The organism is Chryseobacterium urinae, from assembly GCF_030518295.1.
In the GTDB taxonomy this organism is placed as follows: domain Bacteria; phylum Bacteroidota; class Bacteroidia; order Flavobacteriales; family Weeksellaceae; genus Chryseobacterium; species Chryseobacterium mucoviscidosis.
On the sequence record NZ_JAULSJ010000035.1, the window covers coordinates 19620 to 44153 of the forward strand.

Genomic DNA, 24534 nt, shown 5'->3' on the forward strand with positions numbered 1-24534 from the left:
TTTTCAAATTAAATTTATGAATATCTACTCATATCACGGAATTCGGCCGATAATAAAACCCTCCGCGTACGTTCATCCGCAAGCGGTGATCATCGGAAATGTAGAAATCGGCGAAGAAGTTTATGTTGGTCCCAATGCAGTGATTCGTGGCGACTGGGGTAAAATTATTGTGAAAGACGGTGCCAATGTTCAGGAAAACTGTACCCTTCACGTTTTTCCGGGAATTGAAACCATACTTGAAGAGTCTGCACACATTGGTCATGGAGCAATTATTCACTCCGGACATATCGGAAAAAATTGTCTGGTCGGAATGAATTCAGTCGTGATGGACAAAGCGGTCATAGGAGATGAATGTATCATCGGTGCTTTAGCTTTTGTTCCGGCAAACTTCAGATGTGAACCTAGAAAATTAATTGTCGGAAGTCCCGCAAAAATCATCCGCGATGTTTCCGATGAAATGATCAAATGGAAAACAGAAGGAACAAAATTATATCAGGAATTGGCAAGAGAAGGAAAAGATGCGATTCTGCCTTGCGAACCTTTTACAGAATATGTTCAGCAGATTCCTACGAAGGTTGTTGATTACAGCATTTGGGATGATGTGAAGTAAAATTAAATAATTTGAAAATGTGCTAATTTGAAAATTTTATCATAGGAAACTAATTTTCAAATTGACTCATTCTCAAATTTTCAAATTAGATAAATATGGAAAAATTAAAAAACTATATCTACGGCGAGTGGATCGAAGGAAACGGAAACGGAATTCCTTTATATAACGCTGTTAATGGAGAGCAGGTTGCTGTTTCCGACACAGAAGGTCTGAATTTTGAGCAGGCTTTGGATTACGGAAGAACAGTAGGCTACAAAAACCTTTCATCCATGACGTTCTACGATCGTGGTGAAATGTTGAAAAAAGTAGCGCTTTACCTTTTAGAAAGAAAGAAAAAATATTACGAATTATCATATAAGACAGGAGCAACTCATGTAGATTCATGGGTAGATATTGAAGGAGGCTTCGGTACATTCTTTACGTATTCAGGATTGGCAAAAAGAATGCTTCCGAACACCCCGTTTTGGGTAGATGGAGATACTCAGAAAATTTCAGCAAACGGAACTTTTTTGGGAACTCACATTTTAACGCCGAGTGAAGGGGTTTCAGTACAAATTAATGCTTACAACTTTCCGGTTTGGGGAATGCTGGAAAAGTTATCCACATCTTTATTGGCAGGTGTTCCGTCAATAGTAAAACCGTCTCCGTTTGGTTCTTATTTAACGAATGCTGTTTTTCAGGATATGATTGAAAGCGGAATCCTTCCTGAAGGAGCGGTTCAGCTGGTTTGTGGCGATCCGGGAAATATTCTGGATTATGTTCAGGATGGAGATTCTGTGCTGTTTACAGGTTCTGCAACGACAGGGAGAAAATTAAAATCTCTGCCTTCGATTGCAGGAAATGCCGTTCGTTTCAATATGGAAGCAGATTCTCTGAACTGTTCAATTCTTGGATTGGATGCAAAACCGGAAACTCCGGAGTTTGATTTATTCATCAAAGAAGTTCGTAACGAAATGACGACGAAAGCCGGACAAAAATGTACAGCAATCCGTAGAATTATTGTTCCCGAAAACTTAATTGGTGACGTTCAGAATGCTTTGTCTAAAGCTTTAGATCAGACAAAAATCGGAAATCCGTTGAGCAGGGAAACCAGAATGGGATCTTTGGTCGGAAAACAACAGTATGATGAGGTTTTAAGAAAAGTTGATTTGCTTAAAGCTGAAACCGAGTTAATTTACGACGGAAAGCACGAATTGGTAGATGCCGATTATGAAAACGGAGCTTTCATGAGTCCGAAATTGTTCTTAAATGATAAACCATTCGAAAAAAATATTTCTCACGATGTCGAAGCTTTTGGTCCGGTTTCTACAATAATGCCTTACAAAGATGCGGAGGAAGCGGCGGCATTGGCAAAAAGAGGAAAAGGAAGTTTGGTGGGCTCCATCGTTTCTCATGATAATAATTTTGTTGCCGAAACGTCCTGGAAAATGGCCTCACAGCACGGAAGAATTTTTGTGTTGAACAGAGACAGTGCGAAAGAAAGTACAGGTCACGGTTCTCCGCTTCCGACTTTGATGCATGGCGGTCCCGGAAGAGCAGGAGGCGGTGAAGAAATGGGCGGACTGAACGGTCTTCATTTTTTCCTTCAGAAAACGGCAATTCAGGGTTCTCCGGATGTTTTAACCGCAATTACCAAAATTTATCAGCAAGGAGCCGAGAAAAAATATTCAGACAAACATCCGTTCCAGAAATATTTTGAAGAAGTTGAGGTGGGAGATTCTCTGGAAACGGCAGGAAGAACGGTTACCGATGCAGATATCGTAAATTTCTCTAATGTTTCTTGGGATCATTTCTACGCACACACGGATGCAACGAGCTTAACAGGAACTATATTTGATAAAACCGTTGCTCATGGCTATTTCATTCTTTCAGCAGCGGCAGGATTATTTGTTTCAGGGAAAAAAGGACCGGTGATTGCGAATTACGGACTTGAAAACTGTTCGTTCTTTAAACCTGTTTATGCAGGAGATACGATTACGGTGTATTTAACGGCGAAAGAAAAAATCAACAGAGGGGTAAAAGGAAGAAATATTCCTTCCGGCGTTGTGAAATGGTTAGTTGAGGTCGTAAATCAGAGAGATGAAATCGTTTGTGTGGCAACTATTTTAACGTTGGTGGCAAAACAGTCTCCTTTTATCGATTTAAACTTAAAAAATATTCAGAAAATGCTGAATGGATTAACAGATTCTACTCAACCAAGCTGGGGTAAAATGTCTCCTCAGCAAATGATTGAACATTTGGAGCACGGGGTTTTGGTAAGTCTTGGCGAACCGGAAGCTGATAAGTGCTTCACTCCTGAAGAACAGTTGGAAAAATGGCAGGATTCTTTGTATAACCACAGAAAAATGCCGAAGGATTTCCCTGCGCCGTTTTTAGCGGATGATGAAAAACTATTGGAGTTAAGACATAAAAATCTTGAAGCAGCAAAACAGTCTTTCATTGATAATTTAAAAAGATTTGTGATCTATTACAAAGAAAATCCACAGGCAGAACACCTGAATTTTGTCTTTGGAAAATTAAATAAAGAAATGTGGGAACTGATGCACAAAAAACATTTTACGCATCATTTTGAACAGTTTGGATTGATTTAAATTCAGAAGATAATATAAAGCAGCATTCTTTAATGAATTGCTGCTTTTTAATTGTATAACTATTTGATTAAATTGTTTTTAAATGATTTTATTGCTAACTTTAGGATGCGAAATCCGAAAAGCATAAAGAGTAGGAACAATCATTAAAACTAAATCATTATGAAAAACTTAAAAAAACTCTCAAGACCAGAGTTGAGAGCCATTGAAGGATCTGGTCCTAACTGGTCTTGTACACCAACTTCGTGTCCTAAAGGAAGCTGCTGTATTCCCGGAATCTGGCCGACTACTCCAAGAGCGTGCGTTATTTGTGCAGATTCTTAGTCGTACAAATAAATTTCATGTATCATTTTAATTAGCCTGTTTCGGTTAAAATAATTCTAAACTCCCTTTCAACTTATGTTGAAAGGGTTTTTTATAATCTTATGTTAAAAACTTCATGATATTTGATACCCTTATTTTTATTCCTTATTTTCAGGCTTAATTATATCATAAAACAAAAGAAATGAACGAAAACTGGCTACAGAAATATGAAGAAGTAAAAGATGTTCTCATATGCCCGACGGATTTGGAAACCTATTTTACGTCTGATGAAATTGCAGGACAGCCATTGGAAACGATGGAGATCGGAAATGTTTCTCTTCCTTCCGGTAAAATAGTGGTGAGAGATCCTCTTGTTGATCTGAACGGAAATCAATCTCCGTATTTTATTCAGGCTCCGAAAGGTGATTTTCCTGTAACCATTGCCGTGGTAAAGTCAGAAGACTGGGGTGACAGATATGCTGTTGTTAAAGTGGAATTTACTAAAGAAAAACCCATTGTTTACAGGGAAGCCTTGGTTGGAATTGAAGAATTGGAAGGCGTTACTGAAGATGATTATTTCGGTTTTGGCGTGGATGCGGGTTTAGGCTGTATTACGGATAAAGAAGTGCTTCCTTTTGTGGATAAATTTGTGGACGAAACTGATCTTGACAATTTTTACGATGATTATTTCGCCGCACTTTTCGAGCAAAGCTATAAAGACCATCCGAAAAATCAAAGAGATGCCGGAGACTGGATCAACTGGAAAGTTCCGGATACCAATTATCATATTCCTATGTTTGCAAGTGGTTTTGGAGACGGTACTTATCCTGTATATTTTGCTTATGATAACAATAACAGTATTTGCGGATTATACATCCAGTTTATAGATATTGAATTAGCCTTAAGCGAAGATGGAGATGAGGATGATGTAGATTAAAAAAGATCAGCCGGATAATTTTTTTCTGAAAAACTAAATATGACGAAAACTTTTGCTGAGGAAGTAGTAGAATTTAATCGAAACTTAAAATATTACGGAAATCTTCCCGATGATTTTCAGGTGTTAAATCCTTATCTCGACAATCCCGAAACCATAATTGTCATGGAAAGGTTTTATAAGAAATATTACAATGATTCCAACAAAAGAAAATTTCTGATAGGGATTAATCCCAGTCGTCACGGAGCAGGCGTTACAGGAGTTCCTTTTACAGATACCAAACGTCTGGAAAGCGTGTGCGGAATTAAAATGGAATCTGCTCATACGCATGAAGTTTCCTCAGTATTTATGTATGATGTGATTGAACAGTATGGCGGAGCAGAAAATTTTTATCAGGATGTTTATATTAATTCTCCGTTTCCTTTAGCAATCGTCAGGAAATCGAAAGGTAGCTGGATCAACGCCAATTATTATGATGATAAAGAACTTTTTAAAGATGTAAAAGATTTTATGATTGATTGTTTAAAGAAACATATCACCCTGAATCTCGACATTTCGGAAGTCTTTGTTTTGGGTAAAAAAAATGCAGATTTTATTTCAAAATTAAATAAAGAAGCCAATTTATTCGAAAAAATGACGGTTTTGGAACATCCGAGATACATTCAGCAGTATAAATCCAAAGAGAAACAATTGTATATCGATAAATATATTCTCACACTGAAAAATTAAAACTCTCTGAATTTTTCAGAGAGTTTTTAGAACGGTGATATTAAATATCGCCAGAACGAGGGAAAACATGATAATCCCCCCGATTGCTCAGGGGACATCATCACAATATTATGCTTTAAAATCTTTCACGGTACAATCACCTATCTTAATGAATTTCATGGTTATTAGTTTTTACCTTAACGATAAGCGTATTATTTTTTGATAATTTTATAAGACTCTTTAGAAGACTTTATCATGTAAACACCTTTTGGAAGATCAGAAATATCAGATTCGTTTGTTCCTTTTTGTGTTTCAATTGTTTTTACCAATTGTCCGCTTTGGCTGTACACCTCAAACTTACTGTTTTCCTCAGTTTTAATGGTAAGTGGACCGCTTGTTGGATTAGGAAAAATCCCTGAATCTTTTTTCGATGATCTTACTTCATTGGCAGCTAATACAAGTCCGGTATCTTTTACCCATGTAAATGCATCTAATCCCATATACTGATAACCACCTCCTGCGGTAATTTGTAGCTGATCGATAACGATATTGCTATAATTCTGTCCGTTAAGATTAGTCATGTCTATTAAAGTATATCCATTCGTTGTAGCAATAGAGTTAACAAACCCTGTAGTTTTTGTCTGAGTAAATTTTGTAACTCCGGATAATTTACCTGTAATAGTTAATGTCCCAGTTACATTCTGTGCAGTATTTGCTGCGCCTAAATAAACCCAGAATCTGTTTACTTTAAATAAATTAGATGTTGTCTTAATACTAAAAGAAGTTCCGGCAGATTGGTTACCCGCTCCGGAGTTATCTATATATCTGTTGTCAATTGCGGTACCACTCCATCCAGTCCCCGGATAAGAAGCCTGAATATCGTAGGTATTTACATGCGACAGAATATTGAATATTACTCCATTATCAGTAAAGCTTGCGCTTGCATTAGATTCTGTCTCAAATTGTTCCGTACTGGTCTGTCCAAAAGAAAAGACCGAAATAAAAAGAACAGATAAGGTAAAAAGTATAGTACTTTTCATGATTTTAAATTTTTAGGTTGTTAATTATTGTCTTGATGGATATATACCATTTACGCAGATAATATAATTAAGACCAAGGTAAGGTGGCATATTGTTAACAGGCACATTTTGCCCTGTAAACGTTACTGAAGCTCCATTAATTTGTGTATTAGGAGCCGCATCTGTAAAACTTGGAACAGGTTGAAAATCTCTTCCTGCATATGTTCCTGAAACAGCAATCGAAGAATTACCCGAAGGAGTTGCCGTTGTTGCATTCGAAGAAGAAACTCTTAGCTGGCTGATCATTGATGGAAGATTTGAGCTAAGAAGAGTATTAGTTGGTGTTCCTGCTGCTTCTCCCAAAGCAATATTTTTTCCTGTGTTTGAAGTTCCAGCCCCAATAGGTGTTCTTCCGTTAAGGTTAGGCAAAGCGAATGTTGTTCTTCCGTCTCCGCCATAAGTTGTTCCCAGGATAGAGAAAAGTGCCTGATTTTGGCTGATACTTAGTATTGCACCGTTGCATAGCATATATCCTCTTGGTGCAAAATCACCTGCAAATAATTTGATGGTTCCTATTAATTCTTCGTCCATGATTATTGTATTAATTTGTTAGTACTTAAAAAAAAAATTAAGGTCTTGAAGGATAAATTCCCTCTACACAAATGATGTAGTTAATTCCTAAATATGGAGGCATATTATTAACCGGTAGATTCTGTCCTGTAAAAACAACAGATTGTGGATATAATACCGTGTTTGGTGCTGCATCTACAAAGCTTGGAACAGCCGTAAAATCTCTTCCTGCCTGTATACCGCTTACTGCGATCGATGTATTTGCAGTAGGCACAGAAGTTGTCGCATTAGATGATGAAACCTTTAGCTGGCTCGCAAAACTCGGTAAATTAGAAGAAAGTAAAGTATTTTGTATTGTTCCTCCTACCTCTCCTAGAGTATAAGATCTTCCGGTATTTGAATTCCCCTGACCGATCGGAGTACGTCCGTTAAGATTTGGCAGGGCAAAAGTTCTGATACCATCACCACCGTAAGTTGTTCCTAAAAGTGAGAATAAAGCACTGTACTGTGCAATGCTTAGTAAAGCACCGTTGCAGAACATATAGCCTCTAGGTGCAAAATTGCCTGCGAATACTTTAACTACGCCCATTAATTCGTCGTCCATGATAATATAATTTTCAGTTTTTTTAATTCCTACTCTGTTTATGGCTTTTCGGATGCCGCCAGAAAATCTTTAAAAACTTATGTCGTATTGATATGTCAAAGTAACGGCAATAGCATGATGCATGGTAGAGTAGAAAATACCAAATTGAAGATTCCGTATTTCTACGTAATGAGAATTGTAATGAACACCGGGAGTATAAAAACTTAAATAAAATCTTCCTCAAAATCCCTGTATTTAGTATTTTTGTGTAAATCCAATTAAAACTAAAAATGAACGAATTTGTAGTATCAGAACTGAAGAACAATATTGCCGAAATTACATTCGGAACTCCGAAAAGCAACTCGCTTCCAGGAGCTATTCTTGAAAAACTGGCACAGACCATTCTTGATGAAGGTGCAAAAGAAGAAGTAAAAGCCATTCTTGTAAAAAGTGAAGGTGAAAAAGCTTTCTGTGCGGGAGCAAGTTTCGATGAACTTCTGGAAATTGAAGAGCTGGAAAAATCAACAAAATTTTTCGGAGGCTTTGCCAAAGTGCTGAATGCGATGAGAAACTGCGGAAAAATAGTCGTGGTAAGAGTTCAGGGGAAAACAACCGGCGGTGGAGTGGGAATTGCCTGTGGAGCAGATTATTGTTTCGCTACCAAAGATTCAGCTTTGGCATTAACGGAAATAAATTTAGGAATAGGACCATTTGTAATAGGACCTTATGTAGAAAGAAAAATCGGAAAATCCCAGTTTTCAGCCATGGCAATTGATGCAGACTTCAGATCGGCAGAATGGGCAGAACAGCACAATATTTATCATTCGGTTTCAGAAACCATTGAAGATATGGATGTCAAGCTTGAAAAATTCCTTCAGACACTGGCTTCAAGAAGCAGCGATGCTTTAGCTTTAATTAAAAAGGTTTCGTGGGAAGGAACAGATCATTTTAACGAACTGATGCCTGCAAGAATTCATATGAGTGCAAGTCTGATTCTGGAAGATTCTGCGAAGAAAAATATCGAAGCCATCAAAGAAAGATTAAGAGCGAAGTAACTGCTGTTATTTTTATGATACAACCGTCAATTTTTGGCGGTTTTTTTTATTTTAATCTGATTTAAAAAAATAAAATTTATTATCTTGTAGATTCAAAATGGTTATAAATATATCATGATAGCTTAAGTCTAAAAATAGCAGATATCATGATGATCAAAAACTAATACAATGGGATCTTACGAAATCTTTATTTTGCTGATTTGTCTTTCAGCAGCATTTGCTTTTATTAATCAGAAATTTTTAAGACTGCCTTTTGTCATTGGTTTGTTTTTTCTTTCTACTGTGCTTTCCGTAGTTGTACTAAGCTCACAGTTATGGATGGATATAGATGTTCAGAAAATTAAACATTATCTAGAGAATTCAGGGCTGGATAAGCTTATTATAGATGTTTTTCTGGGCTTTTTGCTTTTTGCTGGAGCATTGCATACCAACTGGGGAAACCTGCGTTCGCAGATCAAATCCATTACAAGTTTTGCTTTGGGAGGAGTTATTATTTCCACAGGAATTATAGCTGTTGTGTTTTACTTTGCTGCAGGACTTTTAGGATTAGAAATAGATCTGGTATATTGTCTTCTATTTGGTGCATTGATCTCTCCTACCGATCCTATAGCCGTACTTGGTATTTTGAAACAGGCAGGAGTTCCCAAAAAGACAGAATCTGTAATTGTTGGAGAAAGTTTATTTAATGATGGAGTAGGTGTGGTTCTTTTTATTGCTTTACTGGATACTTTGCGGGTAGGAAGTTTCAGCTTTGGTCATTTTGGAGTGCTTTTTATTCAGGAAGCTGTTGGAGGAATATTGGTAGGATTGGTTTATGGTTACTTTCTGCATTTGCTTTTAAAAGCAGTAGATCATTATGAAACCGAAATATTAATCACACTGGCATTTGTGATGGGTGGTTATTATATTGCAAATTATTTTCATATTTCGGGTGCCTTATCTATGGTTGTAATGGGATTAATGGTAGGGAATTTCCGTACCAGTGTTTCTATGAGCGATACAACACAGGAATACGTAAATAAATTCTGGGAACTGGTAGACGTGGTTTTAAATGCTTTATTATTCATCATTATAGCTTTTGTATTAATTGAAGTAGACTTTAAGACAGAATATGTAATTCTCGGTTTGTTATCTGTTATTATTGTACTTTTTACGAGAGCATTTCTGGTATATCTTCCGCTGAGTATTTTTCCTAAATTTTTTAATCTCAACAGAAGCGATGCCCGTATTATTTCATGGGGAGGATTACGTGGCGGACTTTCACTTGCTCTGGTAATCTCTCTTCCCGGTAGTTCTGCAAAAGAAGTATTGCTTGTAGCAACTTACTTTACCGTATTATTCAGTATCCTCATTCAGGGCTTAACGATAGGTAAGGTGGCTGCGTGGAGCAAAAAATCTGATAATTAAAATTTCCCAAAAAAATATTTTGCAGATTCAAAATAAATAATAACTTTGTAATTCAAAGTTCTTTTTATGGAATCAAAAAACTATCACGAAGACTTATCACACATTCGCTCCATGATGGAGCGTTCTTCCAGATTTATTTCTTTGAGCGGGTTGTCCGGAGTTGTTGCGGGATTAGCGGCAATTATAGGAGCAGTGTATGTCTATTTTGTTTTTCAGAGAGAGGGAATTGATTATTTTGATGGGGAAAGAAATATTTTTGGACCATCATTAGTGAAAGAACTTGTCATCATCGGCATTGTTATTTTAGGGGTTGCATTGCTCAGTGGTTATATTTTCACAGCCAATAAAAGCAAAAAGAAAGGTTTGAAGATCTGGGACGCAACAACTAAAAGACTTTTGGTTACCTTTGCAGTTCCTTTGATGACGGGAGGCTTCTTTTGTCTGGCACTTCTTTATCATCATCTTTTTGTATTTATTGCTCCGGCAACACTGCTGTTCTACGGACTGGCTCTGGTAAGTGCGGAACGATATACCTTAACGGATATAAAATATTTAGGCTATTGTCAGATTGTTTTAGGATTAATTTCCTTATTCTTTTTAGGATGGGGACTGGTTTTCTGGACAATAGGATTTGGTGCTTTGCATATCGTCTATGGATTGATAATGCATAAGAAATACAAATAGAATTGTGAAAAAATGGGGGATATTTTTAATCATTATTTTTGCAGTTGTGTTCTGCAAAGCTTATTTATTCCGGATATTTTTTTCATATGACATAATTAAAGAAAGAACGGTTTTAGATATTGCCAACGAGAAACTGAAAAATCGGTTAAAGGAAACTGAAAAAATTACAACTATGGAAGATCTTCTTCAGAATTCTTTGAAAGAAACAGCTTCTACCCTGAATTTTTCATTTGATAAATGTGATCATGAAACAGATAAATTAGTAGAAACCAAAAAAGCAAACTGTATCGGTTATTCGGCATTTTTAGCTTCTGTTATTCAATTCAAATTGAAACAGAGCGGACTGCAAAATGATTGGAAGGTTCATCATAACGTCGGAGAAATTTATTTAATGAATGAAAATATCAACAGACATTTTAATTCTGAATTTTTCAGAGATCATGATTTTGTAACCGTTGAAAATGTAAAGACAAAGGAAACAATCGGTGTTGATGCAACAGTGTATGATTATTTCAGAATAGAAAGGATAAAATTAAAATGATAAATATAAATCAACTCAACAAAGAATTCGAAAGCCGTGTAAGATTGGGCATTATGTCCGTTCTCATGGTAAACGACTGGGTTGATTTCTCAGAAATGAAAAGCCTGCTGGAAATTACGGACGGAAATCTTGCCAGTCACAGCAACGCGCTGGAAAAAGCAGCATATATAGAAGTGAAGAAAGAATTTGTAGGCAAGAAACCCAAAACATCATATCGGGTAACCCAAAGTGGAAGAGAAGCCTTTACAGAACATCTTAATGCTTTGGAAAAATTACTCGGAAAATAAGAGTTAAATTTTTTTATTTTAAAACTTTGAAACACAAAGTACTTTTAATATTTTAAAATGTAAATTATGACTTTAGAAAAACAAAAAACAATCATCATTTTCGCAGTTTCTGCATTATTGATGCTTACGGCATTTTTTGCCAATCTTTTTGCAGAAGGCTGGAACTGGTCTCCTGCTGATTTTATTATTGCCGGAACTTTACTTTTCGGAACTGCATTTTTCATCAATCTTGTCATCCGTTCGAAAAAATCTTTACGGTATAAACTGCTGATCTGCTTTGCGATTTTATTAGCTCTGGCTTTAGTCTGGATCGAATTGGCAGTCGGGCTTTTCGAAACTCCTTTCGCGGGAAGCTAACATTGTAAAAAACTAAAACATAAATGAACAGGAAAACATTTTTAAAAAAGATCTTTCAGCTTTCTGTAGTAGGAGCATTTCCTCTTCTCTATTCATGGCAGATCGAACCGTTTTGGCTTGAGTTTGTAGAACGGAAACTTCCGGTTAAAAATTTACCCAAAAATCTTGAAGGAAAAATCCTGATGCAGATTTCTGATCTCCATGTTGGAACCCGCTTCGACTGGAATTTCATTATCGATTCTTTTCAGAAAGCTAAAAAATACAATCCCGACTTCGTGGTGTACACAGGAGATTTTGTTAATCATGGAGGAGCTAAAGAAACGGAAGACCTTAAAAAAGTGATGGAACATGTTGTGTTGGGAAATCTGGCAACATTTGGAATTCTGGGAAATCACGATTACGGAAAAGACTGGCAGGATCTTCAGTCGTCCGACAATATCTGCAATATTCTGCAAGGCTTCGGAATCACAATGCTGAATAATGCGCAACAGGAAAGCAACGGACTGAATTTTATCGGTTTTGAAGATTTATGGTCGCCCAATTTTGCACCGCAGAAAGTGATGAAAGATTATGATCCTTCCAAAGCGAATATTATTCTCTGTCACAATCCCGATGCCTGTGATAAAGATATCTGGAATGGTTATCAGGGTTGGATTCTGAGCGGACATACGCATGGAGGACAATGCAGAATTCCCGGAGTCATTACGCCTCTGCTTCCCGTGAAAAACAGAAAGTATATTTCCGGAGAAGTTGATCTTGAAGATGGAAGAATGCTTTATATCAACCGTGCTTTGGGACATTCTTTTCAGGTTCGCTTTATGGTGCGTCCGGAAATTACGGTTTTTACTTTAAGACAAGGATAAATGACAAAACTGGGACTAAAAATTTTTGTATTGGGAATATTGGTGATCATAATTTTCACCATAGATTATCCTTTAAGAGAAAAAACACTGTATGGTAAATACGTCAATACAAATTACGAAAATCCGATTTGCTGTGTTGAAGCTCCTCATGAACCGGATACTTTGATCTTATTCCGTGACGGACATTTTGAAAGCGGATTTTATGGGAAAGGTCGGTTTGAGGTTAGTAACGGGCTTGTTTCCAGAATTATATTGCATTATATAAGTGATGGAGAACCGGCATTAGGTAATACTTATTTTTCGAATAAACTTTTTGAAAAGCCAAAAATTATTCTGAATGCAGACATGAATCATGTCTATACTAAAATCGATTAAAATTATAAACTATGAATGAAAAAACAATCATAACAATCGGAAAAACTCTGTTTTGGCTTTCATTTATTTTAGGAAGCATCTCTTTGTTCGGGTATGCTCTTACTAAAAATGATTTACTTGCTGAAGGTGGAATTTTGGTTTTGGAATATGGATTTGTAGTTAATATGATTGTTCTTGTTACTCTATTAATCTACGGAATTGTTCATAAGAGTAAACTCAATGCCTGTCTTAAATCTTCAGGAATTATGCTGATTAATATTCCCATAGCAATAATTTATATCATTATTGGAGTTCAGCTTGTTTCAATTAATTTTTTAAACTCATAAACTATGAAAAAAATACGCGTCAAATTTCTTCTATTCGTCTATAATAAAACCCAGAAACTGTACAGAACCTATTTCAAGAAAAAGAAAAGGCAGTGGCAGTTTACAGAAAAACAACTGCTGGAGTTTCAGGAAGCTTCTCTGGGCAGAAAACTGGGAGAATTTTATAAAAAACATGGTTTCACGATGATTCCCAAAATGGAAAATCACGATGTTCATCATCTTATTACAGGATGCGGAACCAATTTTGAGGACGAAATCGCCATGCAGTTTCTCCTGTTAGGAAACGGAAAACTCAACGCCCATCTTTTGGCAGCGATTGTTTTGGGAAGCCTCATTTTACCGGAATATTACAAACTCTACATCAATGCCTACAAAAAAGGACAAAATATGCGTCCGTTTTACCAGTGGGATTTTGAAGCTTTGCTCTGGCAGAATTTTGAGCATCTGAAAGATTTCATTCAACAGAAGAATACCGCTGTTTTATATTAATTATGGAAAGGGTAAAATTTAGTCCCGTCGGAAAAAGTCTGTTTCTGATTTCGTGGCTGCTTGGAACCATCATCTTATTGCTATTCTGGATCTCCGAATCTTGGTTTTTTGTATGGCTCGGATTTTATTATGTCGTTATTGCCATTGTTGTCAACATGATTGTTTTCTGCTCCGAACTGATTACTTTTTTAACAGATATTTCAGATAAAAAATCTCACGGAAACTCCGCTTTGCTGATTTTGTTGAATATTCCGATCGCCGTTCTTTACTTTTTTATTTTCACCAACATTTAAACTAACCTATGAAAACACATCACTATATATTTCTTACGACCCTGCTTTTTGTTATTGTATTTTATGATCAGAATGTCGGTCTCAATCTCGGAATTATCGGAATTATTTATGCCGTGCTTACTTTCTTCAGAACACCTGAAAGAAACCGAACCAAAACGTTTATTTTTCTTTTTGCAACGAGCATTATTTCGAGTGCTGCGTTTGCGTGGTACGGAGATTTTCCGTCCTTTCTGGCGGTTGTCAGTTCACTGTTATTGTTAGGATACAGATCCCGAAACCGCAGGATGAAAATCCTTTTGCTGGTTCCGGTTTTTGTGACGAACTGCTTTACAGAGTTTTTCAGAATCCTGAATTTCGATGCATGGCTTCCCAAAAGAAACGTTTCCGGTTTGTGGCAGAAAACACTGGCTTTTGTAATAATTCCTTTAATTCTGATCTCCGTTTTCTTCGGAATTTATTCTGCAGGAAGCGATCATTTTGCCAATTTATTCACTAATGTGGAGCTGGATATTAATTTCTGGCAGCTTTTTGCTATGATTGTTTTAGGCTTTTTTATCGCATTCAATTACTGGAATTTCGCCGTTGAACGTTTTATTTACAAAAGCAACAGATTGCTGGATAACAATTTCGGGGAGAAAGATAAAATTCAGAAAGCCACCTATTCTTTTCTTGATCTGGATGCAGAAAGAATGAGCGGCGTAATTTCTTTATTTGCGCTGAATATTCTGCTCGTCTTTTTCATCATCACCTACAACTATGAACAGTTTTACGAGTCAGTAAAAAGTCCTGTAAAACTCTCCGAAGAAACACATGAAAGAGTAAATGCAGTCATTCTGTCGATCATCATGTCGATTCTGGTGATCATGTTTTACTTTAAATCGAATTTCAATTTTGATTCCAAAGCCGGATTGATGAAAATTTTAGCCAAAGTCTGGATTTTCCTGAATGCCATTCTCGTTATTTCTGCCATGGTGAAAAACTCAGAATACATCATCAATTATGGGTTTACCTACAAAAGACTGGGTGTTTATGCATTTTTGATATTGGCTTTAATTGGTTTGTTCACCACTTTTATTAAAATTCAGAAGCAAAAAAGAAATGCTTTCCTTTTCAATACGATGGCTTGGTATATTTACGGAGTAATCCTTGTTTGCAGCTACATTAATTGGGGCGGCATCATCACTTTTAAAAATATGAAACGTAAAGACTTTGCTTTAAACTACCATAAAACTCAAATTAATTTCAGTGAGAAGCAATTGCTGAATTATGCCGAAGAACATCACAACGATGCCTTAAAATCTGAAATTCTGAATTTAGAAAGAGTGAAATTCCAGAAAAATGAAACATTTCTTTCTCAGGTTTTGTATTACCAGAATTTAAAGTAAGAAGATCTTCGGTCAAACCTCACAGGTTTCAAAAACCTGTGAGGTTTTTTCTATTATTCACAAATTTGCCATCAAAAAAGGCATCTAAAATTAGCAATGGAACAATTTTGGCATCTCCATAAACTTTAAAATCAAGGCGGTTTATACCGCACTTAAAAATTATTATTATGAAAAAATCCTTATTGCTCATCCCGTTACTTATTGTTTCATGTCAAAAAGAATCTGCTCCGGCAGAAACTCAGAAAAATGATTCAGTAATCGTAAGCGAACAATCTGATACTGCTCCTAAAATGGATTCCGCAGCCGTAAAGATGAAGGATTCCGTAATCAACAATGCACCGAAAACAAAAGAAGTTCTTAAAACAGGAGTGATGAGAACCGTAAAGGATGGTAAAATTACCAGAACGGTAGATGCAGAGCAGTTTCCGATTACTTTAGGAGAAGAATTTACAAAAGACGGACAGGAATTTATTCTTAAAATTATCAATTTCGACCAATCTAAAATAAAGGCTAAAATTTCCACCAATGAAAAGGATTTCAACATCCGCTTTAACCAGATCAAACTTCCCAACGGAGATTATGACGGACCTTTCGGAAGAGAAATTACTTATGATGTAAAAGATAAGGGTGAAGTTTGGCTGATCATCGGTAAAAGCAATATGGCTTCCGGAAATACCAAAGGCAGTTTTACCGTAAGTGTAGAATAATTTTTATCATTTTGGTACAGTTTCTGCAAAGACAATGTTAAAATTTATCATTATGAAAAATATATTTTTGACGGCGACAGTAGCTTCAGTAGCTCTTGTAAGTTGTGGAACGGTGCAGTCGTTGGTTCAGAATACATTTCCTTATACAGCCAATGTGTTAGTTTCCACAGGAGTTCCCGCTGATAAAGAAGTTTCTTCCACTTCCACCGCTTCTAATGTTCAGACTTGGTTTGGAGGAAATAACAATGCAAAAATTAAAGACGTAAGAATATCGGATGCAAAAGTTTCTGTTGTTTCTCCTACAGGAGGAAGCCTGAATGCTTTTAAATCGATAAAAGTATACATTTCATCGAGCGGAACAGGAGAAAGACTGGTTGCTTCGAGAACTAATATTTCTACCGATGCTTCAAGTTTGAATCTTGATCTTGCAACCTCAGGATTTTTGGATGAGGTAGTAAAAAGTACGGGGGTTACCGTAAGAACGGTTTATGAACTGAAGAACCAGACAAGTTCTGACATGAACCTTAGAATCGCACTAAATTTCAGCAGCGTTCCTGCAAATTAGTTTTTTTATAAAAGTTTATTTTAAAAAAACGTCTTTCAGATTTCTGAAAGACGTTTTTGCTGTTTTTTATAGAAAAGATTATTTAAAATCTACCAGTTCCACATCAAAAATAAGGGTTGCTCCCGGAGGAATTACGCCACCTGCTCCGTTGTCTCCGTATGCAAGATCAGCCGGAATGTAAAATCTGTATTTTGCACCTTTCGACATCAGTTGGATTCCTTCTGTCCAGCCTTTGATAACGCTTGAAAGATTTAATTCGATCGGTTGTCCTCCGTTTTTATCCGTAGAATCGAAAACCGTTCCGTCCATTAATTTTCCGGTGTATTTTACGTTTGCAGTACTTGAAGCAGTTGGTTTTGCTTTACCATCGCCTTCTTTAAGAACTTCATATTGTAAACCGCTTGCTGTGGTTTTTATGTTCTTGTTCAGTTTATTTTTAGCTAAAAACTCAGCACCTTTCTTTTTGTTTTCCTCTGCTTTTACTTTTGCTTCAGCCTGTTTTTTTTCGTTCTGCTTCTGCATAAAGCCCTGTAAAAAAGTTCCCATTTCTTCTTTCGGGAATAAACTTGGCTTATCTCCGAATGCATCTTTAAAACCTTGTGCCAATAATTCAGGATCTGCCGGAAAGCCCTGCTTCTTCATGTTTTCAGCAATATCTAAACCGATGTAGTAAGAAGCTTTCTGCTCGTCTGTATAAGATTTCTGAGCGAATGCAAGATTTACTCCTGTTAAAAGAACTAAGGTAAATAACGTTTTTTTCATTGTAGAATGTAAATATATTTTCTGCGAATTTAAGCTTTTGTAACGGAATCCATCACAATAGTTACCGGACCGTCATTAATTAACGAAACTTTCATGTCTGCTCCGAAAATTCCGCTCTCGGTTTTCAGTCCGGATTTTGAAATTTCTTCTTTAAAATAATCAAACAAAGGAATGGCTTTATCCGGCTTTGCGGCTTTAATGAAAGAAGGGCGGTTTCCTTTTTTGTAATCGGCAATCAACGTAAACTGACTGATGCATAATATCTCTCCCTGAATATCCTGAACAGAAAGATTCAGTTTGCCATCTTCATCCCCAAAAATCCTGAGGTTTAAGATTTTCTGTACAAGCCAGTCTGCATCGCTTTTTTCATCATTTTCATCAATTCCTACCAGAAGCATTAGTCCGTTTCCGATTTCCCCAACAATTTTCCCATCCACTTTTACGCTGGATTCTGAAACTCTTTGTATGACAACTTTCATTTCCTAATAATAAATATTTAAAATTTTCCCAGCCGGATCATAATTGTAAAGATACGTTTTCGGCTGTACATTGGCTACAGCAGTGGGTTGTCCGGTTAATAAAATCCATTGGGCATTGTCTTTCGGGCAGACAATTCTGATGTTGTCCTGAACTTCTAGGGTCGTATTGTTATCGGGACAGATGTGAGGCGCGTTTCTGTCGTAGGCTTTAAAAGAATTGTCGGATGCTCTTACTACGATTAGCCCCTTCGTTCCGGATTGCTGCTCATTGATGTAAACCCAGCCACCAACCTGATTCAGTGCGTAGTAAGCAGGAAGGTTCAGATTTAGCGTAACGTTGATCGGGTTGTTTGGAAAGCAACTTACGGTATCTTCACGGCTTCCGCAGGAATGTATAGATAAATTACTGAAAATCAATAATGTGATGATAGATAATATTGAAAAAGTTTTTTTCATTTCAATTTAAATTTTTATATATTTGTAAAAATTAAACGATTATTACACGAAAACATTGTCCGGCAAATGTCGGATTATTTTTTTATACTAAAACTAAATTTTGAAAATTATGGCAAGCTATGTTACAAAGGAGGGATTAGAGAAAATGAAAGCTGAGCTGGAACAGTTGGAAACTGTAGAGAGACCAAAAATTACTCAGCAGATCGCAGAAGCAAGAGACAAAGGAGATTTGTCGGAAAATGCAGAATATGATGCGGCAAAAGAAGCTCAGGGAATGCTTGAAATGAGGATTTCTAAGCTGAAAGATGTGATCTCCACTTCAAAAATCATAGACGAAAGTCAGCTCGATACTTCAAAAGTTTCAATTCTTACCACAGTAAGACTTAAAAATAATGCAACCAATCAGGAGCAGGTATTTACTTTGGTTCCGGATAACGAGAGCGACCTGAAATCTGGAAAGATCTCAGTAAACACGCCGATTGCAAAAGGACTGCTTGGAAAAGCGGTAGGAGAAACGGCAGATATTACTTTACCAAACGGAAACAAACTGTCTTTTGAAGTATTGGACATTACCCTGTAATGAAAGAAAAAGAACTGAAGTTTAATTTCTAATCAAAAACATTTTTAAGTAAAAATGAGCACAATATTCACAAAAATCATCAATGGCGAGATCCCCTCATATAAAATTGCCGAGGATGAAAACTTTATTGCATTTCTGGATGCAATGCCTTTAGTAAAAGGACACACGTTGGTTGTTCCCAAAAAAGAAGTTGATTTAATTTTTGATCTGGACAGCGAAGAATATAAAAATCTTTGGGGTTTTTCTCAGGAAGTTGCCCAAAAAATTAAAAAAGCAATACCTTGTGTGAGAGTTGGTGTGGCTGTTGTAGGATTAGAAGTTCCTCATGCTCATATTCATCTCATTCCGCTTAATACAGTGGAAGATATGAATTTTAAAAATGAGCGACTAAAACTTACGGGTGAAGAATATAGCGAAATTCAGAACTCAATAATTAATTCTTAAAAATAAAGGAACTCGTAAAGCAGATTTTTACGAGTTTCTTTAATCTATACCTTATATATTTAGATATAAAAAAATGAATTCAAACCAATGTTCTTTCTGCGGAAGAAAGAGAAATGAAGTGCAGATGCTGATTTCAGGTCAAAACGGCTTTATTTGCGAAAATTGTATTGAGCAGGCTCATGCAATCGTGAAAGACAGCAGTTCAAAATCAGGTTATGCTCCGGCAGAAAATATAAACGAACTTAAGAAACCGAAAGAAATTAAAGAATTTCTCGATCAGTACGTAATCGGGCAGGATCAGGCAAAAAAACAATTGTCGATTGCTGTGTACAATCACTACAAGAGATTACTTCACGCTCAGGACGAAAACAGGGAAGTAGAGCTGGAAAAATCAAACATCATCATGATCGGTGAAACAGGAACAGGAAAAACACTTTTGGCAAAAACCATCGCCAGAGAACTGAATGTTCCATTCTGTATCGTGGATGCTACGATTTTGACGGAGGCAGGTTATGTAGGTGAAGATGTGGAAAGTATCCTTTCAAGACTTTTAATGGTTGCCGATTATGACGTGGAAAAAGCGGAAAAAGGAATCGTTTTTATTGATGAAATTGATAAAATCGCCAGAAAATCAGATAATCCGAGTATCACAAGAGACGTTTCCGGAGAAGGAGTTCAGCAGGGATTACTGAAACTTTTGGAAGGCAGTATTGTAAATGTTCCGCCACAGGGAGGAAGAAAGCATCCGGATCAGAAATATATTCAGGTGAATACACAAAATATTCTGTTCATTGCAGGAGGAGCTTTCGACGGGATCAAAGAAATCATTGAAAGAAGAATGAACAAGCAGGCAATTGGTTTCAGTTCGGAAAAAATTAACAAAACGGATGAAGACGAATACATATTAACCAATATTAATGCAATTGATCTTCGTTCTTTCGGTCTTATTCCTGAACTTTTGGGAAGATTCCCGATCATTACCTATCTTGATAGGCTTACCAAAGAAACGATGGTAAGAATTATGAAAGAACCTAAAAATTCAATAGTAAATCAGTTTATCGAACTTTTTAAAATGGACGGAACAAATCTGAAGTTTACGGATGGAGCCATTGAAAAAATTGTTGAAGAAACTATTGAAAAAGGTTTAGGAGCAAGAGGTTTGAGAGGAACCACAGAAAAGGTGCTTGAGGATTATATGTTTTCTATAGGTGAAGAACAGGAGATCATATTAACAGAGGATAATATTTTTGTTAATAAATAAAATATTTTTGTTTTTTAGTAAAAAAAACATAACTTTGCATTTGAGATATTGTATTAACACACAAATATTTATATACAATGAGAAAAAGTTTATTTGCTATTGGTTTATTGGCAGCTACTTATTCTGTTCAGGCGCAGAATGTTCTAGTACACGTAGATGATGCTGCTACTACGTATGTAAGTGAAGGTACTTTGGTATATAGTGGAGGGGGATTCCAGACCAGAGGAGCTGGTATCGTAGATGTTCATGGGAACATTATGGTAGATGCTTCTTCAGCGGACGCTTTCAAAACAATTACTACTGGTGGTGCTAACAAAACAGATGGTGGAAACATCGTCTTAAGACTTAATACACCAGGAAGTTACGATGCTTCTACTTACGGTCAGCTTTACATTAATGGAATTTCTGCGGCAAATCTTACCGGTGTGGTGAGTAAAGAGTACAGAACGGCTAAAAATGGTAACGGAAACTATTTCCAGCAAATGGCATTACCTTTTGCAGGAAAAGCGTACAGTACCTTATCAACAGAGTTGAACAAGTCTTTCGGTACTACAAGAACCCTTAACAATCCGGGATTTGTTAACAATGATTTGATCTTATCATGGAATAACGCAAATGCCGTTTCAGATCATGTTACGAATCTTGCCAACACAACTCCTAATTTTCCGGCATACTACATGTTGGGCTCGAGATCAAACAATCTTGATTTAAGTACTCCACCATCAACTTTACCCACTATTGCACCTACTGCTACAGGTAGTGTTTATACATTAAGCGGTGCTCCGGTACGTTCTGAAGATCTTACAGCCGTGAGTTTGCAGAATGCAGGAAATGTTTCTTTTGGAACGAACGGTCTTGGGTATAATACTTATGGAGAGCAATATGCAACTTATCTTCAGGATCAGTTCTCTAATACAACAGGGAAATTCGTAGGAAACTTCGGTAAAAATATTTATCAGTTTGGAAATCCTTACTTTACTAATCTTGATTTATCAAGAATTGGATATGTTGAAAACACTGGAGTAACGGATGGAAATGCTGTGTCTAATATTTGGGGAGTAAAATATACAACGGGAACAGTCGTTAGTTATGCTGGAGGAAGCAACGGAGGTGGTGGAACATACACTACCGGAGCTCAGGTTCAGACATATACTACAGGAGGAGTTCCTGTTGGAGATACAGGTTTACTTATCAAACCAATGCAGACTTTCGTGTTGAAATTGAGAGACAACACAGCACAGACATTGAATTTTTCTACTCTTAGAAGATTCAACAGTACTGTAAGAGCTGCAAATGTAGATTATAATGTAAATGCTGCTAAATCTTCAGCGAACACAACCTTCGGACAAAAAGGAACTACCAATACTGTAAAACAGCTTGGAGTAATTGCTCTGGATGTTAATGGAAATGAAGTTGGAAGAACTTATTATGTGGTAAATCCAAACTTTACAACAGGACATCAGACATCGTCTGCAACAACGGTTCAGGCTTCTGCTACAGGAGGAGATGTTATCGGTACTTTTGAAGAAGCTCCAGGTGGAGGTTATGATAATAACAATCTTAACTATTGGTTATATATTAATGAAGCTAACGAAGTTAATTTCTTAGGGAAGAATGTTAAGCTCGTTAATTATAATACCAATGTAGTTAAATCTTATAAATTTGAAGTTAAAGAAAACGGTGAATTGGTAAATAACGGAGTACATCAGTTATCTTCAGGAATCGGATTCTATTATAAGGCTGCTAACGGAAGTTTGCAGCAGGCAATTCAGGGAGGTACCACTTCAGCAATCGCTACTGAAGCGGATCTGTACTATGGAGAGCCATCCGGTATCGTATTAGCAACAAATGATACTAAATCGCCATCAAGAACATTGGTTGTTTACAATCCTGCAATTGATAACTATATCGTTAGATTTGATCCTAATTGGAAAAAAGCAGACATCGAAGTTTATGATATGAGTGGTAAATTAGTAATCTCTAAAAAAGCTGTTGAGACTTCTAGAGACTTCGTAATTGAATTGGATAAAAATATCAAAAATTCTTACGTAGTAAAAGTTGTTTCAGACAAAGGAGATATTGTTAACACAAAAATCTTAAAATAATTGAATATGAAAACTATTAATAAACTGGTCTCTACTTTTTTTCTTTTTGCAATATTATGGGTGAGCGCACAGGCACCGCCAAACCCTGGTGACGGGGGAACCGGAGGATCTGGTTCCGGAGGTACTGTAGTATCCTCACCGATAGACATGTATGTGTATGCATTAGGAATTATTGCTGTATTGTTTATTGCATTTTTTACTAAAAGATATACAACGAAGAAAGCATAAAATTTTATTAAAATAATATTAAACTCTCTGATTACTCGGAGAGTTTTTTTATTTTTACGCTATGAAAAAAATTTTTACAATATCAGCTTTAGCAGCTGCATTTTCATTACAGGCTCAGTTTACAGTCTCCATTCAGGCCCCTGCCGATTTTAAAGACCAAGACGCAATTTTATATACTCTAAACGGTTCTAAAGATATTATTGTAACGAAAGAACAAAGTAAAGATAATACATGGACTTTCAAATATCCCAAGAATTATATGGGAATGATGAAAGTTTATTTTCCCAACTCCAATAACACGTTCAACTTTATTTCTGAAAATAAAAACGTAAGTGTTAAGCTTGAAACGCAGGCTAATAAAATAAAAGATATTGTTTATCTTGATGAAGCTAATGATATCATGAGTAAGCTTCAGGAAGGCTCACAGAAGAAGGAACTTATTCTGCCTGCTTTAGCTCAGATCAAAGAATATTATAAAGATAATACAGAGTTTGGAAAGGCATTAAAGACTGAGATCAACAGACTTTCCGGGAATGCTTCAGGAATAGATCAGGCACAGCATCCGTTTATTTATTTTTATAATACCAACTACAGTAAATTTTTGTCTGGCGATGCTTCAAAAAAAATAAATCAGGAAGAAATCATCAATTTTATTGATAAGTCTAACCATATGTTAGAAACATCATCATTATTAAGACCTATTTTAGTAAGCTACCTGAATTCAGGTGGTAATACTAAAGTTACAGCCTCAGTGGATAAACTTTTAGACAGACTGAAAGTAGAAACTCCAAGAGGACAAACAGTACTTTCCGAATTGATCGATATTTTTGATGTATACGATATGCAGGATTTCAAAGATAAATATCTTAATCTTGCCAAAAATCTGAAGTGTACAATTACCGACAGACTTGCATCCACATTAAAATCTAATGCCAACGTTGAAATGGGAGCTGTTTTCCCTAATTATAAGTTTAATTCACCAGTTAATACTACTGCTAAATCTTTACAGGATATTAAGGCCGATAAAAAGGTAGTTATTTTCTGGTCTTCCACATGTTCTCACTGTGAGAGTGAACTTCCTCAATTATTGGCTAAATATAGCGATTTGAAGGCTAAAAATGTTCAGATTGTTGGTTTATCTTTAGATGTGGATAAAGATTCTTATTCTAAGAAGATTGCAGCATTTCCATGGGTAAATGATTCTGAACTGAAAGGTTGGAACAGTACTTATGTAGATACATACAATGTTCATGCAACTCCTACGTATTTTATTTTGGATGCTAACAATAAGATAATCAGCAAACCAGAACATGTTGGTGATGTTTTGGAATATTTTAAGTTAAAATAAATTTGGAGGGAGTAAATATTTTTGTATATTTGCACCACCAAAACGGCGAGGTAGCTCAGTTGGTTAGAGCGCAGGATTCATAACCCTGAGGTCACGGGTTCAATTCCCGTCTTCGCTACAATTAATAAGCTGATTTTCAGTGTTTTAACTCTCTTTTTCAAGAGAGTTTTTTTGTGCCCTAATTCTAGGTACAACATAGGTACAACATTTTGCGGTTTTAAA

Annotated in this window: 31 protein-coding genes and 1 tRNA gene; 26 read left to right on the forward strand and 6 right to left on the reverse strand. The window is 36.3% G+C overall.

Features of this window, described 5'->3' with window-relative positions:
• Window positions 1-16 precede the first annotated feature (16 nt).
• From QWT87_RS17630 to QWT87_RS17650, 5 genes are all read left to right on the forward strand, one after another.
• Window positions 17-610, forward strand: a complete 594-nt coding sequence (locus QWT87_RS17630; RefSeq protein WP_302717664.1) for an acyltransferase — start codon at window positions 17-19, stop codon at window positions 608-610.
• Between the two features lie 95 nt (window positions 611-705).
• Window positions 706-3201 (forward strand): phenylacetic acid degradation bifunctional protein PaaZ, encoded by a 2496-nt coding sequence (paaZ, locus tag QWT87_RS17635; protein ID WP_302717666.1) that lies wholly within the window; start codon window positions 706-708, stop codon window positions 3199-3201.
• A gap of 159 nt (window positions 3202-3360) precedes the next feature.
• Window positions 3361-3522 carry a bacteriocin-like protein gene (locus tag QWT87_RS17640; protein WP_302717668.1) on the forward strand — a complete coding sequence of 54 codons (162 nt, stop codon included), beginning with the start codon at window positions 3361-3363 and terminating at the stop codon, window positions 3520-3522.
• Between the two features lie 181 nt (window positions 3523-3703).
• Window positions 3704-4438, forward strand: coding sequence for a DUF4241 domain-containing protein (locus QWT87_RS17645; RefSeq protein ID WP_302717670.1), 735 nt, complete (start codon window positions 3704-3706; stop codon window positions 4436-4438).
• Window positions 4439-4477: 39 nt separating this feature from the next.
• Window positions 4478-5164 carry an SMUG2 DNA glycosylase family protein gene (locus QWT87_RS17650; RefSeq protein WP_302717671.1) on the forward strand — a complete coding sequence of 229 codons (687 nt, stop codon included), beginning with the start codon at window positions 4478-4480 and terminating at the stop codon, window positions 5162-5164.
• A gap of 191 nt (window positions 5165-5355) precedes the next feature.
• Here QWT87_RS17650 and QWT87_RS17655 read toward each other — a convergent pair whose 3' ends face one another.
• The 3 genes from QWT87_RS17655 to QWT87_RS17665 are packed head-to-tail and all read right to left on the reverse strand — an operon-like array spanning window position 5356 to window position 7336.
• Window positions 5356-6183, reverse strand: a complete 828-nt coding sequence (locus QWT87_RS17655) for a T9SS type A sorting domain-containing protein (RefSeq protein ID WP_302717673.1) — start codon at window positions 6181-6183, stop codon at window positions 5356-5358.
• Window positions 6184-6207: 24 nt separating this feature from the next.
• Entirely contained in the window at window positions 6208-6753 is a 546-nt protein-coding gene (locus QWT87_RS17660; RefSeq protein ID WP_288460250.1) for a phage tail protein, read from the reverse strand.
• 37 nt (window positions 6754-6790) lie between these two features.
• Window positions 6791-7336 (reverse strand): phage tail protein, encoded by a 546-nt coding sequence (locus QWT87_RS17665; RefSeq protein ID WP_087707788.1) that lies wholly within the window; start codon window positions 7334-7336, stop codon window positions 6791-6793.
• Window positions 7337-7605: 269 nt separating this feature from the next.
• Between QWT87_RS17665 and QWT87_RS17670 the strand changes: the two genes are divergently transcribed.
• The 14 genes from QWT87_RS17670 to QWT87_RS17735 all read left to right on the forward strand — a co-directional run bounded on the left by QWT87_RS17670 (window position 7606) and on the right by QWT87_RS17735 (window position 16649).
• Window positions 7606-8370 carry an enoyl-CoA hydratase/isomerase family protein gene (locus QWT87_RS17670; RefSeq protein ID WP_302717674.1) on the forward strand — a complete coding sequence of 255 codons (765 nt, stop codon included), beginning with the start codon at window positions 7606-7608 and terminating at the stop codon, window positions 8368-8370.
• 168 nt (window positions 8371-8538) lie between these two features.
• Entirely contained in the window at window positions 8539-9777 is a 1239-nt protein-coding gene (locus QWT87_RS17675; RefSeq protein ID WP_302717676.1) for a cation:proton antiporter, read from the forward strand.
• A 66-nt stretch (window positions 9778-9843) separates the two neighbouring features.
• A complete protein-coding gene (locus tag QWT87_RS17680; RefSeq protein ID WP_302717677.1) occupies window positions 9844-10461 on the forward strand; it encodes a hypothetical protein in 618 nt (205 codons plus the stop codon).
• A gap of 172 nt (window positions 10462-10633) precedes the next feature.
• Entirely contained in the window at window positions 10634-11002 is a 369-nt protein-coding gene (locus tag QWT87_RS17685; RefSeq protein WP_302717679.1) for a hypothetical protein, read from the forward strand.
• Window positions 10999-11289, forward strand: coding sequence for a winged helix-turn-helix domain-containing protein (locus QWT87_RS17690; RefSeq protein WP_076395182.1), 291 nt, complete (start codon window positions 10999-11001; stop codon window positions 11287-11289). The genes QWT87_RS17685 and QWT87_RS17690 overlap by 4 nt, the downstream gene beginning before the upstream one ends.
• A 66-nt stretch (window positions 11290-11355) precedes the next feature.
• Window positions 11356-11646, forward strand: a complete 291-nt coding sequence (locus QWT87_RS17695; protein ID WP_302717682.1) for a hypothetical protein — start codon at window positions 11356-11358, stop codon at window positions 11644-11646.
• A 23-nt stretch (window positions 11647-11669) separates the two neighbouring features.
• A complete protein-coding gene (locus tag QWT87_RS17700) occupies window positions 11670-12509 on the forward strand; it encodes a metallophosphoesterase (protein WP_302717684.1) in 840 nt (279 codons plus the stop codon).
• On the forward strand, window positions 12510-12884 hold the full coding sequence (locus tag QWT87_RS17705) for a hypothetical protein (protein WP_116095993.1): 375 nt from the start codon (window positions 12510-12512) through the stop codon (window positions 12882-12884).
• Window positions 12885-12895: 11 nt separating this feature from the next.
• On the forward strand, window positions 12896-13210 hold the full coding sequence (locus QWT87_RS17710) for a hypothetical protein (RefSeq protein ID WP_302717686.1): 315 nt from the start codon (window positions 12896-12898) through the stop codon (window positions 13208-13210).
• A 3-nt stretch (window positions 13211-13213) separates the two neighbouring features.
• Window positions 13214-13699, forward strand: coding sequence for a Coq4 family protein (locus QWT87_RS17715; protein ID WP_302717688.1), 486 nt, complete (start codon window positions 13214-13216; stop codon window positions 13697-13699).
• 2 nt (window positions 13700-13701) lie between these two features.
• A complete protein-coding gene (locus tag QWT87_RS17720) occupies window positions 13702-13992 on the forward strand; it encodes a hypothetical protein (protein WP_302717690.1) in 291 nt (96 codons plus the stop codon).
• Between the two features lie 8 nt (window positions 13993-14000).
• Complete coding sequence (locus tag QWT87_RS17725; RefSeq protein WP_302717692.1) at window positions 14001-15377, forward strand: DUF4153 domain-containing protein; 1377 nt, start codon at window positions 14001-14003, stop codon at window positions 15375-15377.
• A 167-nt stretch (window positions 15378-15544) separates the two neighbouring features.
• A complete protein-coding gene (locus tag QWT87_RS17730) occupies window positions 15545-16084 on the forward strand; it encodes a hypothetical protein (protein WP_302717695.1) in 540 nt (179 codons plus the stop codon).
• A 52-nt stretch (window positions 16085-16136) separates the two neighbouring features.
• Window positions 16137-16649 carry a hypothetical protein gene (locus QWT87_RS17735; protein WP_302717696.1) on the forward strand — a complete coding sequence of 171 codons (513 nt, stop codon included), beginning with the start codon at window positions 16137-16139 and terminating at the stop codon, window positions 16647-16649.
• 78 nt (window positions 16650-16727) lie between these two features.
• Here the strand turns inward: QWT87_RS17735 and QWT87_RS17740 are convergent, their stop codons facing one another.
• From QWT87_RS17740 to QWT87_RS17750, 3 genes are read right to left on the reverse strand one after another with little or no spacing between them, the layout of a single operon-like run.
• Window positions 16728-17411, reverse strand: coding sequence for an FKBP-type peptidyl-prolyl cis-trans isomerase (locus QWT87_RS17740; protein WP_273074768.1), 684 nt, complete (start codon window positions 17409-17411; stop codon window positions 16728-16730).
• A gap of 29 nt (window positions 17412-17440) precedes the next feature.
• Window positions 17441-17890: a D-aminoacyl-tRNA deacylase gene (gene dtd / locus QWT87_RS17745; protein WP_108410163.1), complete on the reverse strand. Its 450-nt coding sequence runs from the start codon at window positions 17888-17890 to the stop codon at window positions 17441-17443.
• Window positions 17891-17893: 3 nt separating this feature from the next.
• The gene (locus tag QWT87_RS17750; protein ID WP_268052679.1) at window positions 17894-18346 is read right to left on the reverse strand and encodes a hypothetical protein; all 453 of its coding nucleotides are present in this window, start codon (window positions 18344-18346) and stop codon (window positions 17894-17896) included.
• A gap of 109 nt (window positions 18347-18455) precedes the next feature.
• Here QWT87_RS17750 and greA point away from each other — a divergent pair, with 109 nt between their 5' ends.
• From greA to QWT87_RS17785, 7 genes are all read left to right on the forward strand, one after another.
• Entirely contained in the window at window positions 18456-18926 is a 471-nt protein-coding gene (gene greA, locus QWT87_RS17755; RefSeq protein ID WP_076395207.1) for a transcription elongation factor GreA, read from the forward strand.
• Between the two features lie 54 nt (window positions 18927-18980).
• The gene (locus QWT87_RS17760) at window positions 18981-19370 is read left to right on the forward strand and encodes an HIT family protein (RefSeq protein ID WP_302717702.1); all 390 of its coding nucleotides are present in this window, start codon (window positions 18981-18983) and stop codon (window positions 19368-19370) included.
• Between the two features lie 73 nt (window positions 19371-19443).
• Window positions 19444-20631, forward strand: a complete 1188-nt coding sequence (clpX, locus tag QWT87_RS17765; RefSeq protein WP_302717704.1) for an ATP-dependent Clp protease ATP-binding subunit ClpX — start codon at window positions 19444-19446, stop codon at window positions 20629-20631.
• A 77-nt stretch (window positions 20632-20708) separates the two neighbouring features.
• The gene (locus QWT87_RS17770; protein ID WP_302717706.1) at window positions 20709-22736 is read left to right on the forward strand and encodes a T9SS type A sorting domain-containing protein; all 2028 of its coding nucleotides are present in this window, start codon (window positions 20709-20711) and stop codon (window positions 22734-22736) included.
• Between the two features lie 6 nt (window positions 22737-22742).
• Window positions 22743-22964, forward strand: a complete 222-nt coding sequence (locus QWT87_RS17775) for a signal peptidase (protein WP_302717708.1) — start codon at window positions 22743-22745, stop codon at window positions 22962-22964.
• Window positions 22965-23025: 61 nt separating this feature from the next.
• Window positions 23026-24312 carry a peroxiredoxin family protein gene (locus QWT87_RS17780; protein WP_302717710.1) on the forward strand — a complete coding sequence of 429 codons (1287 nt, stop codon included), beginning with the start codon at window positions 23026-23028 and terminating at the stop codon, window positions 24310-24312.
• A 44-nt stretch (window positions 24313-24356) separates the two neighbouring features.
• Window positions 24357-24430, forward strand: a tRNA-Met gene (locus tag QWT87_RS17785).
• Window positions 24431-24534 lie beyond the last annotated feature (104 nt).

Coding starts and splice junctions, on each gene's coding strand:
- QWT87_RS17630 (WP_302717664.1), top strand. CDS start 17: ATGAATATCTACTCATATCACGGAATTCGGCCGATAATAAAACCCTCC.
- paaZ (WP_302717666.1), top strand. CDS start 706: ATGGAAAAATTAAAAAACTATATCTACGGCGAGTGGATCGAAGGAAAC.
- QWT87_RS17640 (WP_302717668.1), top strand. CDS start 3,361: ATGAAAAACTTAAAAAAACTCTCAAGACCAGAGTTGAGAGCCATTGAA.
- QWT87_RS17645 (WP_302717670.1), top strand. CDS start 3,704: ATGAACGAAAACTGGCTACAGAAATATGAAGAAGTAAAAGATGTTCTC.
- QWT87_RS17650 (WP_302717671.1), top strand. CDS start 4,478: ATGACGAAAACTTTTGCTGAGGAAGTAGTAGAATTTAATCGAAACTTA.
- QWT87_RS17655 (WP_302717673.1), bottom strand. CDS start 6,183: ATGAAAAGTACTATACTTTTTACCTTATCTGTTCTTTTTATTTCGGTC.
- QWT87_RS17660 (WP_288460250.1), bottom strand. CDS start 6,753: ATGGACGAAGAATTAATAGGAACCATCAAATTATTTGCAGGTGATTTT.
- QWT87_RS17665 (WP_087707788.1), bottom strand. CDS start 7,336: ATGGACGACGAATTAATGGGCGTAGTTAAAGTATTCGCAGGCAATTTT.
- QWT87_RS17670 (WP_302717674.1), top strand. CDS start 7,606: ATGAACGAATTTGTAGTATCAGAACTGAAGAACAATATTGCCGAAATT.
- QWT87_RS17675 (WP_302717676.1), top strand. CDS start 8,539: ATGGGATCTTACGAAATCTTTATTTTGCTGATTTGTCTTTCAGCAGCA.
- QWT87_RS17680 (WP_302717677.1), top strand. CDS start 9,844: ATGGAATCAAAAAACTATCACGAAGACTTATCACACATTCGCTCCATG.
- QWT87_RS17685 (WP_302717679.1), top strand. CDS start 10,634: ATGGAAGATCTTCTTCAGAATTCTTTGAAAGAAACAGCTTCTACCCTG.
- QWT87_RS17690 (WP_076395182.1), top strand. CDS start 10,999: ATGATAAATATAAATCAACTCAACAAAGAATTCGAAAGCCGTGTAAGA.
- QWT87_RS17695 (WP_302717682.1), top strand. CDS start 11,356: ATGACTTTAGAAAAACAAAAAACAATCATCATTTTCGCAGTTTCTGCA.
- QWT87_RS17700 (WP_302717684.1), top strand. CDS start 11,670: ATGAACAGGAAAACATTTTTAAAAAAGATCTTTCAGCTTTCTGTAGTA.
- QWT87_RS17705 (WP_116095993.1), top strand. CDS start 12,510: ATGACAAAACTGGGACTAAAAATTTTTGTATTGGGAATATTGGTGATC.
- QWT87_RS17710 (WP_302717686.1), top strand. CDS start 12,896: ATGAATGAAAAAACAATCATAACAATCGGAAAAACTCTGTTTTGGCTT.
- QWT87_RS17715 (WP_302717688.1), top strand. CDS start 13,214: ATGAAAAAAATACGCGTCAAATTTCTTCTATTCGTCTATAATAAAACC.
- QWT87_RS17720 (WP_302717690.1), top strand. CDS start 13,702: ATGGAAAGGGTAAAATTTAGTCCCGTCGGAAAAAGTCTGTTTCTGATT.
- QWT87_RS17725 (WP_302717692.1), top strand. CDS start 14,001: ATGAAAACACATCACTATATATTTCTTACGACCCTGCTTTTTGTTATT.
- QWT87_RS17730 (WP_302717695.1), top strand. CDS start 15,545: ATGAAAAAATCCTTATTGCTCATCCCGTTACTTATTGTTTCATGTCAA.
- QWT87_RS17735 (WP_302717696.1), top strand. CDS start 16,137: ATGAAAAATATATTTTTGACGGCGACAGTAGCTTCAGTAGCTCTTGTA.
- QWT87_RS17740 (WP_273074768.1), bottom strand. CDS start 17,411: ATGAAAAAAACGTTATTTACCTTAGTTCTTTTAACAGGAGTAAATCTT.
- dtd (WP_108410163.1), bottom strand. CDS start 17,890: ATGAAAGTTGTCATACAAAGAGTTTCAGAATCCAGCGTAAAAGTGGAT.
- QWT87_RS17750 (WP_268052679.1), bottom strand. CDS start 18,346: ATGAAAAAAACTTTTTCAATATTATCTATCATCACATTATTGATTTTC.
- greA (WP_076395207.1), top strand. CDS start 18,456: ATGGCAAGCTATGTTACAAAGGAGGGATTAGAGAAAATGAAAGCTGAG.
- QWT87_RS17760 (WP_302717702.1), top strand. CDS start 18,981: ATGAGCACAATATTCACAAAAATCATCAATGGCGAGATCCCCTCATAT.
- clpX (WP_302717704.1), top strand. CDS start 19,444: ATGAATTCAAACCAATGTTCTTTCTGCGGAAGAAAGAGAAATGAAGTG.
- QWT87_RS17770 (WP_302717706.1), top strand. CDS start 20,709: ATGAGAAAAAGTTTATTTGCTATTGGTTTATTGGCAGCTACTTATTCT.
- QWT87_RS17775 (WP_302717708.1), top strand. CDS start 22,743: ATGAAAACTATTAATAAACTGGTCTCTACTTTTTTTCTTTTTGCAATA.
- QWT87_RS17780 (WP_302717710.1), top strand. CDS start 23,026: ATGAAAAAAATTTTTACAATATCAGCTTTAGCAGCTGCATTTTCATTA.